Here is a 15,336-nt window from a genome sequence, read left to right as displayed (position 1 = left end):
CGGTTCCGGCTTCGGCTCGGGCTTCGGTTCCGGCTTCGGTTCCGGCTTCGGCTCGGGCTTCGGCTCGGGCTTCGGTTCCGGCTTCGGTTCCGGCTTCGGCTCGGGCTTCGGCTCGGGCTTCGGTTCCGGCTTCGGTTCCGGCTTCGGCTCGGGCTTCGGCTCGGGCTTGGGCTCCGGCTTGGGCTCCGGCTTCGGCTCGGGCTTCGGTTCCGGCTTGGGCTCCGGCTTGGGCTCGGGCTTCGGTTCCGGCTTGGGCTCCGGCTTCGGCTCGGGCTTCGGCTCGGGAACCGTCGGGTCCACCGGGCCCGTGGGGTCCGTCGGCTCCGTGGGGTCCGTCGGGTCCGTCGGGTCCGTCGGGTCCGTCGGGTCCACCGGATCCGTGGGCTGCGTCGGGAGTTCCGGCTCGGTGCCGTACATCATCTGACGGAACGTCTGCGACGACCGCGGATTGTCGTCGCACTGCCAGACGCCGTGCGGACAGTAATCGGTGATCGTGTGGTACAGCGGCTTGTGCTGCTTCATCCAGTCCAGCATGCGCCGCATGTACACGGGGTTGTCGCCGTTACGGAAGAGCCCCCATTCGGGATAGGAGATCTGCTTTCCGTGCTCGGCGGCGAAATCGACCTGCTTCTGCAGTCCGTACGGTTCGCTGACATGCTGGTCGAAACTCGACCCCGGGGGCTGGTCGTACGAATCCATCCCGATGATGTCGACGACGTCGTCGCCCGGATAGCACTCGGTCCACGGAACGGCGTCGCGGCCGCGGCTCGGGTTGAAGTCGAAACGGAACTTCTGGCCGGGGACGGAACGCATCGCGGTGACGATCCGGTTCCAGTACTTCTTCCACGCGGCCGGATCGGGCGCGCAGCGGTGGGTGTACGTCGTCCCGTTCATCTCCCAGCCGAGGACGACGACCGTGTCGAGCGCCCGCAGCCGGACGAGCCGCTCGGCCAGTGCGGTGAAGTGGTGGTCGTAGTACCCGGCGGCGCCCAGCTGGAGCTGGCGGCGGACCTCGGCGTCGGAGACGCCGGCCTCGTTGCGCTCCAGCATGGGGACGTTGAGGACGAACAGGCGGTCGGCCTTCTCGTTGCGCCAGTCCGCCCAGGCGTCGAGGAAGCCGGGCGGGCCCTCGATGTTCTTCCAGAGGTCGCCGGGGAGGTAGGTGTGGCCGACCCGGAGTTCGCGGCCGCCGAGCCACTGCTCCAGCTGCTCGATGCGGGCGACCCCGAGCGCGCCCGAGTCGAGGAAGGCTCCCATGGCGCTGGAGAGAGTCGGTCCGGGGTCTTTCGTCGTTACGGATTCGGAGGCGTGCACGGGGGACGCGAGCACGACTGAGCCCGAGGCGAGGAGACCGGCGGTGAACACCCCCAGCCACACTCTCGAAGTTCGCCGATGTGTAGCCGCCATGGCCGCTCCTTCGCGTCGTACGCGTTTTGATGATCCGTCAATCCGATGCTCCGAAAGTATTCCTAATGAGCCGACCGTGAACTCGGCTTCCCTCTGATCAGTAGTCCATTAGAGGATTTCATCGCCCAGTTGGGGCACCCGAGATGAAAGGGCATGCCGTGCTGCGTCGTCAGAGTTTCGACATCAGCGTTCCCACCGTCCTCGTACGGCTCGACCGGAACCCCTTCCATCACGGCACGCTCGGAGCCGCGCGTTCGCTCGGAAGGGCGGGAATTCCGGTCCACGCGGTCATCGAATCGAGCACCAGTCCGGTCGCCCGTTCCCGCTTTCTCCGGTCGGCCCGCGCGAGCCCGGGGGGCACCTCCGCGGACGAGCTGCCCGCGCTCCTCCACCGGTACGCGGACGAGATCGAGGACGGCGCGGACCCGGTACCCGACGGAGCGTCAAATCGTCTCCTCGTCCTTCCCCTGGACGATGTGAGCGCCCTCGGCCTGGCCCGCCGCCGCGACACGCTCTCCCCGCGCTTCCTGTTTCCCGAGCAGACGGAGGAGCAGCTGCTGCGGGTCGCGGACAAGGCGGCGCTCGCCGAGACCTGCGCGTCCCTGGGCCTGCCTCATCCCCGTACCGAACTCCCCGACGGCACCGACGAGGCCGCCGCCATGGCCTGGTCGCTCGGTCTGCCGGTGGTCGCCAAGTGGAGCCGCCCCTGGCTTCTCCCGTCCGGCGGCGGGCTGCGCAGCACCTCGATCGTGCGGTCCCTCGCCGAGGTGCGGGAGCTGTACGCCCGGACCCCGGAGGCCGGCAGCAGGCTGCTGCTCCAGGAACTCCTCCCGGCGGGCCGCGACCTGGACTGGTTCTTCCACGGCTACGTGGACGCCGGCGGCGGCTGTACGACGGGGGCGACGGGCCGCAAGGAGCGGTCGTGGCCGGACGGGGCCGGGCTCACCGCCGTGGGCCGCTGGACGCCGAACCCGGCCGTGGACCGAACGGCCCGCGAGCTGTTAGCAGCGCTCGGCTACCGGGGCGTGTGCGACCTGGACTTCCGGCGGAACCGGGCGACGGGCGCGTACCACCTGCTCGACTTCAACCCCCGGCCCGGCGCGCAGTTCCGGCTCTTCGCCGACGCGGAGGAGCTGGACGTGGTCCGGGCCCTCCATCTTGACCTCACCGGCCGGCCCGTGCCCCCGCAGTCCCCCGCGTACGGCCGCCGGTTCGTCGTCGAGAACTACGCGGCGCTGTCGCTCCTCGTCTCCCCGCGCCGCCGCGCGGACGGGACGGAGGACGGAACCGGTTCCGAGGGTGTCCGGGGGCGGACCGAGTACGCCTGGTGCGCGGCGGACGACCCGGCCCCGGCGTTCGCGATGGGGCTCGCCTGGCTCGGGCACCTGCTGCGGCGGGCGGTGGCCTCGGCGCGCCGGTTCCTGGCCTCCCGGCGGGCGCGTCCGCAGCCGTCTCCGAAGGCGCCGCAGGCCCGCAGCTCCTCCCACCAGCTCACCCCACGATGAAGGCGGAAGGCACGATGAAGCCGATGTACGACCTGGTGGTCGTCGGGGCCGGACCGTACGGTCTGTCCGTCGCCGCGCACGCGGCCGTCCACGGACTGCGTCTGCGGACCTTCGGCCGCTCGATGGAGTCCTGGCACGCGATGCCCTCGGGCATGTTCCTGAAGTCGGAACCCTGGGCCTCCCATCTCTCCGACCCGGAGCGGGCGTACGGGCTCGACGCCTACGCCGCCACGCGGGGTGTGCGGGCCACGCACGGGGTGCCGCTGCCGGTGGACCTCTTCGCCGGGTACGGCGACTGGTTCGCCCGGCAGGCGGTGCCCGCGCTCGACGAGCGTCTGATCGGCTCGGTCGCACCCGGCAGGGACGCCTTCGAGCTGCGGACCGAGGACGGCGAGGCGCTGCGGGCCAGGACGGTGGCGCTCGCGGTCGGCGTCCTGCCGTTCATGGAGATCCCGGGACCGCTGCGGGGGCTGCCCCGGCGGTACGTCACCCACTCCAGCCACCACGGCGAGCTGGACCGCTTCACCGGCCGGGACGTGACGGTCGTCGGGGCCGGGCAGGCCGCCCTGGAGACGGCCTCGCTCCTCGTCGAGGGGGGCGCCGCGACCGTACGGATCCTCGCCCGCGCGGACCGGCTGCAGTGGAACACCGTGCCCCCGCCCCTCGACCGGGGGCCGTGGCCGAGGGTGCGGGTGCCGCACACGGGGCTGGGCTGCGGCTGGCGGAACAAGCTGTACGCGGACACGCCGGGCGTCTTCCGGCGGCTGCCGGCCGCGACCCGTGAGCGGATCTTCGGCTCGGCGCTCGGCCCGGCGGGGGCCTGGTGGCTGCGCGAGCGGTTCGCCTCGGTCGGCGACGTACGCCTCGGGCAGTGGATCACCGCGGCGGCCGTGACCGGGGACGAGCGGCTGCGGCTCGACGTGACCGGGCCGGAGGGGACGGCCGTCCTGGAGACCGACCATGTCATCGCGGCCACCGGTTTCACCCCGAGCCTGGACCGGGCGGGTGTGCTCGCCCCGGAGCTGCGCGGCGCGTTGCGGAGGGTCGGCGCGGGCGGCGCCCCGGAGGTCGGCGGTCTCTTCGAGTCCTCGTGGCCGGGCCTGTTCCTCGCCGGGCTGCTCACCGCTCCTTCGTACGGTCCCTCGATGCGGTTCGTCCTCGGCGCCGAGTACACGGCGGGGAGGCTGGTGCGAGGGGTGCGGCGGCGGCTGCGGGCGGGGGTCCGGGGCGGGGCGGTGGGCCGGCCGCGGACGGGCGGGAGGACGCCGGTCTCGGCATGAGGGAGGGCCGGCCCCCGGGGAGCGTCCGCTCCCCGGGGGCCGGCCCCTGTGCCTGCGGGTCGCTGGGGACTCAGGCGTTGACGCAGGTGTTGAACGCGGCCGGGTTGAGCAGGCCGATGACGTTCACGCTGTTGCCGCAGGCGTTGATCGGCACGTGGATCGGGATCTGCACGACGTTGCCGGAGAGGACGCCCGGCGAACCGACCGCGAGACCCTCGGCGCCCGCGTCCGCGAAGGCGGGGGTCGCCGCACCCATGGCCATGATGATTCCGGCGACGACGGCAGCAGCCTTCTTACAGTTCATTTTCGTCTGCATCCTTTCGGTGGCGGAACACTTTTCACGCAACACAACGAACATGCCGCACAAAGGAAACCGCGAAAACGACGACGTTCGTTCTTTCACTCCATTGCCCGCACACAGCAGGGCCGGAGGGAACAGGTACGTTCCCTCCGGCCCTGAAGTGCGCGGGACGGATCAGCCGTTGTAGGCGCCGTTCCCGGAGAGGACCGGGATGTCCTCCACGATGTGCGACAGCGGCTCGTCACCCTTGGCCTGGGTGGAGTTCTCGGCGCACTGCTGGTTCTGCGGGGAGGACAGGACGTTGACGTCCTGGACCGCGACCGGGACGAGGATGCCGACGAGCGAGCCGACGTTGCCCTTGACCGGGGCGCCGAGGCAGAGCTTGTTCAGCGAGCCCTGGACGGCCGAGAACTGGGGGCTCATGTCACCCGCGGTCGTGGAGTTGCCGAACGACTGGCTCGCGGCGTTGCCGCTGAGCGAGGTCGTGCCGCCGTCGTCGGCGATGGCGAGCGCCGGGGAGGCCGCCGCAGCGGAAGCGCCGACAACAGAGGCCGTAACAGCCGCAGCCGCCATAATCTTCTTGATCACGGTGATTCCGTTCCTGTTCCCACCAATCGACGTGATTGATGCGACCGGATCAACTGCGCGCGGGGGCTGAGGTTCCGGCTCTTCACCCGTTCGACTGGCGCCCCGCTTTGCGCTGCCGAGTGCGCTCCGCCAAGGGAGTGACACAGCGGAACCCCTGCGTCCATGGGCAGTTGATCAGGTCGCTCCCTGCACGGAGCCGGTTCTAGAAGGGAACTCCCGTGATCAAGAAGGTTATGGCCACTGCGGCCGCGGCCGTCTCCATCGTCGGCGCCACCGCCGCCGTCGCCGCCCCCGCGTTCGCCATCGGCAACGACGGCGGCACGACCTCGCTCAGCGGCAACGGCGCGCACCAGGAGTACGGCAACTCGGCCACCTACGGCCACATGAGCCCCCAGTTCGCGCTGGTCCAGGGCTCGCTGAACAAGCCGTGCGTGGGCCTGCCGGCCAAGCTCAACGCCGGCTCCCTCATCGGCCTCGTGCCGATCTCGGTCCAGGACGTCAACGTCCTGTCCTCCCCGCAGAACCAGCAGTGCACCGAGAACTCCACCCAGGCCAAGGGTGACGAGGCGCTCTCGCACATCCTGGACGACATCCCGGTCCTGTCGGGCAACGGCGTCGGCAACAACTGACGTTCCGCCTCCGCGCGACGACGTTCACACGTCAGGGGCCGCCCTCCGGGGCGGCCCCTTTCGCATCTGCCGTACGGCCCGGGACCCTCGCTACCAGGTCGGCCAGACCGGGGCGGCCATCAGACGTTCCCACTCGCGGTCGGGCATCCCCGGCACCGTCCGGCCCGCCTGCGCCCATTGGGCCACGAGTGAGGAATAGAGGGGAAATGGTGTGCGGTCGGCTGGGGGTGGGTCGCTCACATATCGGCTCTTCGGAATGAAGGCCATCCGTTCCCATTTCCCGGGATCCGGCGCCATCTTCGCTCCTTCCCGCTGCGATTCCCGCATCATTCCACAGGCGCCGCAGGAGAGTGATTCGTCCTGTTCATGTCGCGTCGTGTATCTGTGTGCGAGAGTGATCGAATTACCGTGCGGGCATGAAATTCCCGCGATCACGGCGCCCCCGACGTCCGCTGCTCGTCCCCGCGGCGCTCGCCGCCCTCGCCGCCCTCGCTCCCGCCGCCCTCGCCGCCGTCCCCTCCGACCTCCCCCGCCCCGGACAGGGACTGAACCTCCTCGTGGTCGGCATCGACAGCCGCAAGGGAGTCACCGCGGAGGAGAAGGAACGTTTCCGGCTGGGCGGGAAGGAGTGCGACTGCACGGACGTGATGATGCTCGTGCACGTCTCGGCCGAGAACGACCGGGTCGACGTGGTGAGCCTCCCCCGTGACTCGCTCACCTCCTTCCCCGACCAGCACCGCGACCGGCGCACCGGAAAGCTCCACGCGGCCCACCAGGCGAAGATCAACGGCGCCTGGGCGGAGGGCGGTCCCGCCTTCGCCGTGGAGACCGTCGAATCGATGACGGGGCTGCCCGTCCACCGCTACCTGGAGATCGACTTCCGGCGCTTCATGGACACCGTGGACCGCGTCGACGGCGGCGTCCCCATCTGCACGGAGAAGGCCCTCAAGGACCCGTCCACCGGCATCGACCTGCAGCCCGGGACCCGGCCGGTCGGCGGCGGCGAGGCACTCCAGTACGTGCGGTCGCGGAAGGCCGACGGGCAGATGGACTTCGGCCGCATCAAGAAGCAGCAGAAGTTCGTCGTCAACACCCTGCAGCGGATCCGCGACGGCGTCCTCGGCCGTCCCGGCCGGCTGAAGGACCTCGCGGAGACCCTGCGCGGGACGGGCGCGGCCGAACGGGGGATCTCCGTGAGGGAGCTGCTCACCCTCGCCGCGCGGCTGCGGGACCTGCCCCCGGACCGTACGGAGTTCGCCACCGTGCCCGTACGCGGCTTCAACCCGGACATCGCCGGCGTCGGGTCCACCCTCGCCTGGGACGAGGAGGGCGCGGCCGAGGTCTTCCGGCGGCTGCGCGAGGACCGGCCGCTGCCGGCGGCCGACGAGGTCGCTCCCAGCCGGATCTCCGCGGCCGCCTACCGGCCGGATCCCGGGGCTTCGCTCATCTGCCCGTAGTCCGTCCGGTGGACTTCGCGGAACCTCCGCACCGCTGACCAGTTGATCAGCACGGCTCGGCACTCAGCGAGCCACAATCCGAAAGGCCTGAACAATGAAGAAGCTGTTGGCTACGGCTGCTGTGGCCGCGTCGGTGCTCGGCGCGACGGCGGCGGGTGCCGGACAGGCGCTCGCGATCGCCGACGACGGTGGCACCACCTCGCTCAGCGGCAACGGTGCCCACCAGGAGTTCGGCAACTCGGCCACCCACGGCAACATGAGCCCGCAGTTCGCGCTCGTCCAGGGCTCCCTGAACAAGCCGTGCATCGGCCTGCCGGCCAAGGTCAACGCCGGTTCGCTGGTCGGCGCCATCCCGATCGCCGTTCAGGACATCAACGTCCTGTCCTCCCCGCAGAACCAGCAGTGCACGGAGAACTCCACCCAGGCCAAGGGTGACGAGCCGCTGTCGCACATCCTCAGCGACATCCCCGTGCTCTCCGGCAACGGCGCCGGCAACAGCTGAGCGACGACGCTCGGCACGGCGGCCCCGCCGCCCCTCCTCGGAGGGGTCGCGGGGCCGTCCCCGTTCCGGGGGCCTCAGAGCTTCCGGCGGAGGGCGTCCGGGTCGGTGACGGGCGCGTCGCAGGTGAAGTGACGGCACACGTACGCGGCGGGACCACCGGCGACCAGCGGACGGTCCCTCAGCAGCGGGAACTCCTCGCTGTCGGGGGCTCCGAAGGCGAGGACCGCGCCGGGGGCGGTCGCCAGGAGCGCGGTACGGCGCAGCTCCTGGAAGGCCTCGTCGTCGGGGGCGCCCACCACGGCGATCTCCCGGGGCCCGTCGAGGAGGGCCTCGGAGACGGCCAGGCCCCAGCCGATGAAGCGGGGCGCGCGGGGGCCGAGGGCCTTGACGACGCCGAGGGCGCCCTCGGCGGCGGCGCGGTGGGTGACGGAGCCGGTGTGCGCGGCGTACGAGAGCAGCGCGCCGGCCGCGGCCGTCCAGCCGGACGGGGCGGCGTTGTCCGTGGGGTCCTGCGGGCGGCGGATCAGGGCCTCGGCGTCGTGGGCCGTGTCGTAGAGGGCGCCGCCCTCGGCGGTGAAGCGGTCGATGACGAGGTCCAGGAGGAAGCCGGCGAAGTCGAGCCAGGCACCCTCGCCGGTGACGGCGGCGAGGGCGAGGAAACCCTCGGCGACGTCGGCGTAGTCCTCCAGGACGCCGTCGTTCGTGCCGGCCCGGCCGTCCTTGGACGTACGGGTGAGGCGGGCGGACTCGTCCATGTGGACCCGGACGAGGAGGTCGGCGGCCTCGGTGGCGCGCTCGACGAGATCGGGGCGGCCGAAGAGGGCACCGGTCTCGGCGAGGGCGGCGATCGCGAGGCCGTTCCAGGCCGCGACGACCTTGTCGTCGCGGCCAGGACGCTCGCGCTCCTCGCGGGCGGCGAGGAGCCGGGCGGCGATCGAGGCGATCCGGCCGGCGTCGGCCGGACCGGCCTCCTGCGGAAGCTGCAGCACGGAGCTGCCGTGCTCGAAGGTGCCGTCCTCGGTGACGCCGTAGTGGGCGGCGGCGAGGGCGGCGTCCTCCGCGCCGAGGACCTCGGTGAGCTGCGCGGGCGTCCACACGTAGTAGGCGCCCTCGACGTGCCTGCCCGTACCGTCGGCGCTGTCCGCGTCGAGCGCGGAGGCGAAACCGCCCTCGGGGGTGCGCAGTTCGCGGACCAGGAAGTCGGCCGTCTCCAGGGCGACCCGGCGGGCCAGGTCGCTGCCCGTGGCCTTCCACAGATGCGCGTAGGCCCGGCAGAGCAGGGCGTTGTCGTACAGCATCTTCTCGAAGTGGGGCACGACCCAGGCACGGTCGACGGCGTACCGCGCGAAGCCGCCGCCGAGCTGGTCGTAGATACCGCCGCGGGCCATCGCCTCGCAGGTGTCGGAGGCCATCTGGAGGGCACCCTCGGAGCCCGTACGGGCGTGGTGGCGGAGCAGGAACTCCAGGGCCATGGACGGCGGGAACTTGGGTGCGCCGCCGAAGCCGCCGTGGGTCGCGTCGTACTCGCGGGTGAGACCGAGGAGGGCCTGGGCGAGCTCCTCCTCGCCGGGGACGCCGTCGCCGCCGTACGCGAGGGAGCGGCCCGCGAGGTCCTTCACGATGCGCTCCGCGACCTCGCCGACCTCGCCGCGCCGGTCGGCCCAGGCGCCCTTGACGCCCTCCAGGACCTCGGGGAAGGAGGGCATGCCGTGGCGGGGCTCGGGCGGGAAGTACGTACCGAAGTAGAAGGGGGCGGCGTCCGGGGTGAGGAAGACGGTCATCGGCCAGCCGCCCTGGCCAGTCGCGGCCTGGACGGCCTCCATGTAGACGGCGTCGACGTCGGGGCGCTCCTCGCGGTCGACCTTGACGGCGACGAAGTTCTCGTTGACCAGGGACGCGGTCGCGTCGTCCTCGAAGGACTCGTGCGCCATGACGTGGCACCAGTGGCAGGAGCTGTATCCGACGCTGAGCAGCACGGGGACGTCGCGGCGGCGGGCCTCCTCGAAGGCCTCGGCCGACCACGGCCACCAGTCGACCGGGTTGTCGGCGTGTTGAAGGAGGTAGGGGGAGGTCTCATGGGCCAGTCGGTTCGCCATGGTGTCCATCCTGCCCTGCCGCCCCGGAGTCCCGCGGGACCCCCTGCCCCCGGCGGACCGGGGGCCGCTCCCGCCGGGCGTCCCTACACCCGGCCGAGGCGGGTGGCGAAGGGCCGGAGGGACCATCCGGTGCGGCGCAGGCCCGCCCGGACGCAGCAGGCGGCCGCGCCCGTCGCGAGCAGGGCGGCGCCGGACGCCGTCGGCATCGCGTTCATCATGAGGACGCCGGCCAGGACGACGACGAGGCCGTCGAACTGCCAGACGAAGACACGGAGGGCGGAGAGGTCGCCCAGCGGTGTGATGCGGACCCCAGGTACACGCCGGCCGTGCCCGCCGTCCAGGACCCGCCGCAGCCGCCTCCTCATCTCCGCTCTCGCGCCTTCGCGCCCCGCGCAGCACACTGGACGCGCACGGTCCGGGGGCTGACAGGGCCTCAGGGACGGGACGGGCGGGCACGCGCGGAGGGGGACGCACATGCGGGAGAGCCATCGGGCCGAGGCTGAGCGGCTGTGGGAACGGGCGGTGGAGGAGGAGCTGCGGAACTCCGGGAGCCGGGCGGGGGCGGAGGCGCTGCTCGCCCGGGGGCGGGCCGCGCTGGACTCCATGGCGGCGGGCGCGGGCGAGGAGTACGCGGCCTACGTACGGGCGGTGGAGAAGGAGGACGCCGGCGCCCGGACCGCGGCGGGCCGCTCGTCCGGTCCGCCGTTCGGCGCTCCCGCGCTCGTCGCCGGAGTCGCGGCCGTCGCCGCGTTCGGCGCGGACCTGGCGCTCGGGACGACGGCGGGGACGGCGCTCGGCGCGGGCGCGGTGGTGGCCGTGGCGGGCGCGGCGGCGACGGTGCTGAAGGCGACGTCGGGACGGACCGGACCCGTGGCACCCGCACAGGCGGCGGACGGTGCCGTCGAGGCGGCGCGGGTGCGCTGGCTGACCGCTCTGGAGGTACGGGGTGTACGCCCGTTCCTGGAGCGGGAGCGGGTGGCGTCCGGGGGCGGGAACGGGGACGTGCCCCTGACGGGGACGGGAGAAGGCGGGTCCGGCGGGTCCCACGGCTCAGGCGGGTCCCGTGACCCGGGTTCGCCCGACGGCTCCGGCGGCAGCGGGCGGGGCCCGCTGGCGGACGGCCGGGACCGGCCGGCGGTGGTCCCGCGGCCCGAGCGGCTGCGCGGGGCCGACCGGAGCGCGGCGGCCAGGCGACGGGCCGTGCTGGAGCGGTCCTTCGGCCATCTGCCCGACCCCGGCGGGGACTTCGCCGGACGGCGGGAGGAGCTGGCGCGGATCACCCGGTGGGTGCAGACGGGACGCGCTTCGGCGGAGACCCGGCCGACGGTGGTCCTGCTGCACGGCGAGCCCGGCTCCGGACGGACGACGCTCGCGGTGCGCGCGGCGCACGCGCTCCGCGACCAGTTCCGCGGCGCGTGCGTGGTCGACCTGCGGGGCGGCGCGAGCGGCGAACGGCCCCTCGCGACCCGGGAGGCGCTGCTCCATCTGCTCAACCGGCTCGGCGCCCCGCGCGAGCGGCTCCTCTTCCGGGAGGGCGCCACGGCGGACCAGCAGGTGGCGCGGCTCACCGAGTTGTACCAGCGGCAGCTGACCGGGGTGCCGGTGACGGTGATCCTGGACGACGCCGTGGACGCCGCCCAGGTGCGGGCGCTGCTGCCGGAGCGCTCCGAGAGTCTGGTCCTGGTGACCTGCCGGGAGCCGCTGGACCTCGGGGACGTGGCCGCGCACGTCCTGCCGGTGGCGGCGCTGGACGCGGGCGGGGCGGAGGAGCTGTTGCGGGCGGCGGGCGGGGCGCCGGACCACGGTCCGTACGACGCGGAGGCGCTCGACCGGATCCGGGAGCTGTGCGGCGGGCTGCCGCTGGCGCTGCGGGCGGCGGGTTCCCTGCTGGCGCGGCGGTCCCTGAACGAGCTGGCGGAGACGCTGGCCCGGCCGGACCGGGGCGTCGACCCGGTCGAACGCGCCCTGCGGGCACGGTACTTCGTCGATCTCGACGACGAGGCGCGGCGGCTGCTCCGGCGGCTGTCGCTCGCCGGACGGGCCTCGCTGGGTGCTGCGGCCGCCGCCGCCCTGCTCGACGGGAGCGGCGCCGAGGGCGCCCGGCTGCTGCGGGAACTGGCCGGCGCGGGGCTGCTCGCCCCGGTGCGCGGGGAGCGGTACCGGCTGCACGACGCGGTGCGCGGCTTCGCGGCGCTCCGGCTCCTCGACGAGGAGGACGCGGCGGAGATCTCGGCGGCGCAGGAGCGGTTGATACGGAATTACGCGGAGCTCGCGGACGCGGTGATCCGCATGGTCGACGGCAAGATGTCGACCCGCGCCGACCGTTTCGGCGGGCACGGCTTCGGTTCCCTGGAGGCGGCCCTGAGCTGGCTCGACGAGGAGTCCAGCTTCATCACGGCGGCCCTGCGGCACACCGAGGGCGTGGACCAGCAGACCGTGCTCGATCTGCTGGGCGCGCTCTGCGACTACTGCCTGCTGCGCGGCGACCTCTACCGGCTCGGCGAGATCAACGAACTGGCCGAGGCCGTCGGGCAGGGGCAGCTGTCCCGCTCGGTGCAGTGGCGGACCGGCATCGCGGCCCGGCAGATCGGCGACCTCGACAAGGCGCGGACGACCCTGACGTCCGTGGTCTCCCTCTACCAGGAGGCCCGTCAGGAGCCGGGGGCGGCGCTCGCGCTCTGCTCGCTCGGGATCACCCTGCACCACCAGGGCCGGCTCACCGACGCGGCGGCCCGGCTGCGGGAGGCGCTCGCGCTCCAGGAGCCGGAGGCGCTCGCCGCCGACCGGGGCTGGACGCTGCACGCGCTCGCGGCCGTGGAACGGGACCGGGGGAACCTGGCGGAGGCGACGGCTCTGCTCGACCGGTCGCTGGCGCTGCACCGGGAGCACGAGTCCCCGCACGGCCAGGCATGGGCGCACTTCCAGCGGGGCCAGGTGCTGTTGCTGCGGGGTGACGTACCGGGCGCGGAGGCCGGGCTGCGGGACGCGCTCGACGGCTACGGGCGGATCCACGACGGGCGCGGCGAGGCCTGGGCGCTGACCCAGCTGGCCAGGGCCCGGCTCGCCGCCGGGGACGCCGAGCCGGCCGTAGAGGGGCTGCGCGGGGCGCTCGCGCGGCACCGGGAGCAGGAGGACGCGCGCGGGGAGGCGTGGACGCTGTTCCATCTGGCGCACGCGCTGGAGGAGCGCGGCGACCGGGACGACGCGGTGCGGGAGCTGGGCCGGGCGCGGACGATGTTCTCGCGGATGCGGGACATGTACGGGCTCGCCAGTGCCCGGCACCATTCGGGGCGGGTCACCCGCGACCAGCTCGCGGCCCGCACGGGCGGTCTGCGCAATTCGGGCTTCGCCCGGCAGCTGCTCGTGGACGCGCGGGCGGACTTCCACCGGATCGGGGTGCCGCACGGGGAGGCCTGGACGTCCCTGGAGCTGGCGATCATCGACGCCGGCAACGCCCGGGTGCCGCAGGCGCTCGGGCTGTGCGACGAGGCGCGTGCGCTGTTCGACACGTACGGCGACCGGCGGGGCGCGGACTGGGCCCGCTTCCTGCGCTGCACGCTGCTCCCGCACGCGGTCCCGGGGAGCCCGGAGCCGGGGACGGTCACGGCGCGCGAGGAGCTCGCGGCGCTGGTCGCGGACCGCCATCCGGCGCGCGACCCGCGGCTCGACGACTGCGCCGAGGCGTACGCGGTGATCCTGGGCCGGGGCATCCACCCGTCGGCGCCCTGGCAGGCCTGGGATCTGGGCATGGTGCCGAACCGGCACGCCGGGGAGGTGCTGGGGGTGCCGGTGGGGTAGCCCGCCCGGGTACGACGGTGCCCCGGGCCCGTACCGCTGGGGTACGGGCCCGGGGGCGGGTCGGCTACTTGCCGGCGGGGCCGGCCGAGGAGGCCGGGGTCTCCGGGGTGGCGGCCGGGTCCGGGGCCTCCTCGAAGGAGACCTTGCCCATGTGGCGGTTCATCGACTTCATCAGCTGCCAGACCGCGAGGGCCAGCACCGCGAAGACGACGAAGCCGAGGACGCCGGGGGTCACCTTGTTCTCGTCCAGCTCTTCGGCGGCGAAGGGGACGAGCTGGGTCAGTGCCAGGTGTGCGCTCATGTCAGGCATTGTCGCGGATGCCCGCGAAGAGATCTTCCTCGGGGAGGGAGGTCGGCACCAGCGCCTTGCTGAGCTCGTACTCCTCCGTGGGCCAGACCTCCTTCTGGATGTCCATCGGGACCCGGAACCAGCCGCCGTCGGGGTCGATCTGGGTGCGGTGGGCGATCAGGGCCTTGTCGCGGATCTCGAAGAACTCCGCGCAGGGCACGAAGGTGGTCAGCGTGCGCTCCTTGGCCGAGAACTCCTTCCAGCGCTCCAGCCACTCGCCGTAGGGGGACTCCAGGCCGCGGGCGAGGAGCGCCTCGTGCAGGGCGACCGTGCGGGGACGGTTGAAGCCCTGGTTGTAGTAGAGCTTCAGGGGCTGCCAGGCGGGGCCGAACTCGGCCTCGGGGAACGCCTCGGTGTCGCTCGCGCCGTCGAAGGCCACCATCGTGATCTTGTGGGTCATGATGTGGTCGGGGTGCGGGTATCCGCCGTTCTCGTCGTAGGTCGTGACGACCTGCGGGCGGAAGGAGCGGATCTTGCGGACCAGTTCCCCGGCCGCGGTGTCGACGTCCTCCAGGGCGAAGCAGCCCTCGGGGAGCGGCGGCAGCGGGTCGCCCTCGGGCAGGCCCGAGTCGACGAAGCCCAGCCATTCCTGGGAGACGCCGAGGATCTCGCGGGCCTCGTCCATCTCCTTGCGGCGCACCTCGTGGATGTTCGCCTCCACGTAGGCGTCACCCTGGAGCTGGGGGTTCAGGACCGAGCCGCGCTCGCCGCCCGTGCACGTCACGACCATGACGTCCACCCCCTCGGACACGTACTTGGCCATCGTGGCCGCACCCTTGCTCGACTCGTCGTCGGGGTGGGCGTGAACGGCCATCAGTCGCAGCTGCTCAGTCAAGACTCGATCCTCAGTGATTCGACGCGGAGGGTGGTCTCTATAGTGACGGAATCGGGGGAGTGAAAATTCCGCCACCCCCGGCTTCGAGAGGATCGATCATGAGCGCGGTGCGAGAGCAGCTGCCCGAGGGGCGTTACGGACGCTCCGCGGACGAGGCGGCCGACCGCAAGCTCAAGATCGCGGGCGCCGTGCTCGGCGTCCTCTTCCTCGGCCTGATGGGCTGGTTCGGCTGGTACTACGTCGTCGACAACAAGATCAGTGCCGAGTTGATCAAGTTCGACGTGGTGAGCTCCACCGAGGTCCAGGTGCACCTGGAGATCCGCAAGGACGAGGGCACCGAGGGCGTCTGCACCCTGCGCTCCCGCTCCGAGGACGGCGTCGAGGTGGCCCGCAAGGACGTCCGGGTCGACGACCCGGCCAGCCGGGTCGACCAGGTCTACTCGCTGCGTACGACCGCCCGCGCGACCAGCGCGGAGCTCATGGGGTGTACGGCTCGGTAGCGGTGGGTAGGGACCGGGTGACGAGTCCCGGCGAGTCACCCCGGTGACCTGGGGTGACGCCATCCCGATTGGTTATGTCCTCCCGCTTT

General features: G+C 72.7%; 13 protein-coding genes and 1 pseudogene. 7 read left to right on the top strand and 7 right to left on the bottom strand.

What is annotated here, in order from left to right:
- Positions 1 to 276: 276 nt before the first annotated feature.
- Positions 277 to 1,407 (bottom strand): annotated as a pseudogene (locus OG392_RS23150) (glycoside hydrolase family 26 protein); the annotation flags it as partial.
- A 158-nt stretch (positions 1,408 to 1,565) separates the two neighbouring features.
- Between OG392_RS23150 and OG392_RS23145 the strand changes: the two are divergent.
- Together OG392_RS23145 and OG392_RS23140 are read left to right on the top strand one after the other, a co-directional pair.
- Positions 1,566 to 2,912 (top strand): carboxylate--amine ligase, encoded by a 1,347-nt coding sequence (locus tag OG392_RS23145; protein WP_329282434.1) that lies wholly within the window; start codon positions 1,566 to 1,568, stop codon positions 2,910 to 2,912.
- A 23-nt stretch (positions 2,913 to 2,935) separates the two neighbouring features.
- On the top strand, positions 2,936 to 4,192 hold the full coding sequence (locus OG392_RS23140; RefSeq protein ID WP_329287409.1) for an FAD-dependent oxidoreductase: 1,257 nt from the start codon (positions 2,936 to 2,938) through the stop codon (positions 4,190 to 4,192).
- Positions 4,193 to 4,262: 70 nt separating this feature from the next.
- Here the strand turns inward: OG392_RS23140 and OG392_RS23135 are convergent, their stop codons facing one another.
- Entirely contained in the window at positions 4,263 to 4,496 is a 234-nt protein-coding gene (locus OG392_RS23135) for a chaplin (RefSeq protein ID WP_329282432.1), read from the bottom strand.
- A gap of 171 nt (positions 4,497 to 4,667) precedes the next feature.
- The gene (locus OG392_RS23130) at positions 4,668 to 5,081 is read right to left on the bottom strand and encodes a rodlin (RefSeq protein WP_329282430.1); all 414 of its coding nucleotides are present in this window, start codon (positions 5,079 to 5,081) and stop codon (positions 4,668 to 4,670) included.
- Positions 5,082 to 5,299: 218 nt separating this feature from the next.
- On the opposite strand from OG392_RS23130, the gene OG392_RS23125 reads away from it, so the two are divergent.
- From OG392_RS23125 to OG392_RS23115, 3 genes are all read left to right on the top strand, one after another.
- Positions 5,300 to 5,710, top strand: coding sequence for a rodlin (locus OG392_RS23125; protein WP_329282428.1), 411 nt, complete (start codon positions 5,300 to 5,302; stop codon positions 5,708 to 5,710).
- A gap of 416 nt (positions 5,711 to 6,126) precedes the next feature.
- Positions 6,127 to 7,167, top strand: coding sequence for an LCP family protein (locus tag OG392_RS23120; RefSeq protein WP_329282426.1), 1,041 nt, complete (start codon positions 6,127 to 6,129; stop codon positions 7,165 to 7,167).
- A 94-nt stretch (positions 7,168 to 7,261) separates the two neighbouring features.
- On the top strand, positions 7,262 to 7,669 hold the full coding sequence (locus OG392_RS23115; protein WP_329282424.1) for a rodlin: 408 nt from the start codon (positions 7,262 to 7,264) through the stop codon (positions 7,667 to 7,669).
- 74 nt (positions 7,670 to 7,743) lie between these two features.
- Here the strand turns inward: OG392_RS23115 and OG392_RS23110 are convergent, their stop codons facing one another.
- A complete protein-coding gene (locus OG392_RS23110; RefSeq protein WP_329282421.1) occupies positions 7,744 to 9,765 on the bottom strand; it encodes a thioredoxin domain-containing protein in 2,022 nt (673 codons plus the stop codon).
- An 83-nt stretch (positions 9,766 to 9,848) separates the two neighbouring features.
- Positions 9,849 to 10,130 carry a hypothetical protein gene (locus OG392_RS23105; RefSeq protein WP_329282419.1) on the bottom strand — a complete coding sequence of 94 codons (282 nt, stop codon included), beginning with the start codon at positions 10,128 to 10,130 and terminating at the stop codon, positions 9,849 to 9,851.
- Between the two features lie 109 nt (positions 10,131 to 10,239).
- Here OG392_RS23105 and OG392_RS23100 point away from each other — a divergent pair, with 109 nt between their 5' ends.
- The gene (locus OG392_RS23100; protein WP_329282417.1) at positions 10,240 to 13,563 is read left to right on the top strand and encodes a tetratricopeptide repeat protein; all 3,324 of its coding nucleotides are present in this window, start codon (positions 10,240 to 10,242) and stop codon (positions 13,561 to 13,563) included.
- A 64-nt stretch (positions 13,564 to 13,627) separates the two neighbouring features.
- On the opposite strand, the gene OG392_RS23095 is transcribed toward OG392_RS23100, so the two are convergent.
- Both OG392_RS23095 and mca read right to left on the bottom strand, forming a co-directional pair.
- Positions 13,628 to 13,873: a hypothetical protein gene (locus OG392_RS23095; RefSeq protein ID WP_329282415.1), complete on the bottom strand. Its 246-nt coding sequence runs from the start codon at positions 13,871 to 13,873 to the stop codon at positions 13,628 to 13,630.
- Positions 13,866 to 14,747, bottom strand: coding sequence for a mycothiol conjugate amidase Mca (gene mca / locus OG392_RS23090; protein WP_329282413.1), 882 nt, complete (start codon positions 14,745 to 14,747; stop codon positions 13,866 to 13,868). Before mca ends, OG392_RS23095 begins: the two co-directional genes overlap by 8 nt.
- Before the next feature lie 98 nt (positions 14,748 to 14,845).
- Here mca and OG392_RS23085 point away from each other — a divergent pair, with 98 nt between their 5' ends.
- Positions 14,846 to 15,247 carry a DUF4307 domain-containing protein gene (locus tag OG392_RS23085; protein WP_329282412.1) on the top strand — a complete coding sequence of 134 codons (402 nt, stop codon included), beginning with the start codon at positions 14,846 to 14,848 and terminating at the stop codon, positions 15,245 to 15,247.
- The last annotated feature ends 89 nt before the right edge of the window (positions 15,248 to 15,336 follow it).

The organism is Streptomyces sp. NBC_00691, from assembly GCF_036226665.1.
Lineage (GTDB): Bacteria > Actinomycetota > Actinomycetes > Streptomycetales > Streptomycetaceae > Streptomyces.
This window is presented reverse-complemented; position numbering and strand designations above follow the sequence as displayed.

Coding starts and splice junctions, on each gene's coding strand:
- OG392_RS23140 (WP_329287409.1), top strand. CDS start 2,936: ATGTACGACCTGGTGGTCGTCGGGGCCGGACCGTACGGTCTGTCCGTC.
- OG392_RS23135 (WP_329282432.1), bottom strand. CDS start 4,496: ATGAACTGTAAGAAGGCTGCTGCCGTCGTCGCCGGAATCATCATGGCC.
- OG392_RS23120 (WP_329282426.1), top strand. CDS start 6,127: ATGAAATTCCCGCGATCACGGCGCCCCCGACGTCCGCTGCTCGTCCCC.
- OG392_RS23115 (WP_329282424.1), top strand. CDS start 7,262: ATGAAGAAGCTGTTGGCTACGGCTGCTGTGGCCGCGTCGGTGCTCGGC.
- OG392_RS23110 (WP_329282421.1), bottom strand. CDS start 9,765: ATGGCGAACCGACTGGCCCATGAGACCTCCCCCTACCTCCTTCAACAC.
- OG392_RS23105 (WP_329282419.1), bottom strand. CDS start 10,130: ATGAGGAGGCGGCTGCGGCGGGTCCTGGACGGCGGGCACGGCCGGCGT.
- OG392_RS23100 (WP_329282417.1), top strand. CDS start 10,240: ATGCGGGAGAGCCATCGGGCCGAGGCTGAGCGGCTGTGGGAACGGGCG.
- OG392_RS23095 (WP_329282415.1), bottom strand. CDS start 13,873: ATGCCTGACATGAGCGCACACCTGGCACTGACCCAGCTCGTCCCCTTC.
- OG392_RS23085 (WP_329282412.1), top strand. CDS start 14,846: ATGAGCGCGGTGCGAGAGCAGCTGCCCGAGGGGCGTTACGGACGCTCC.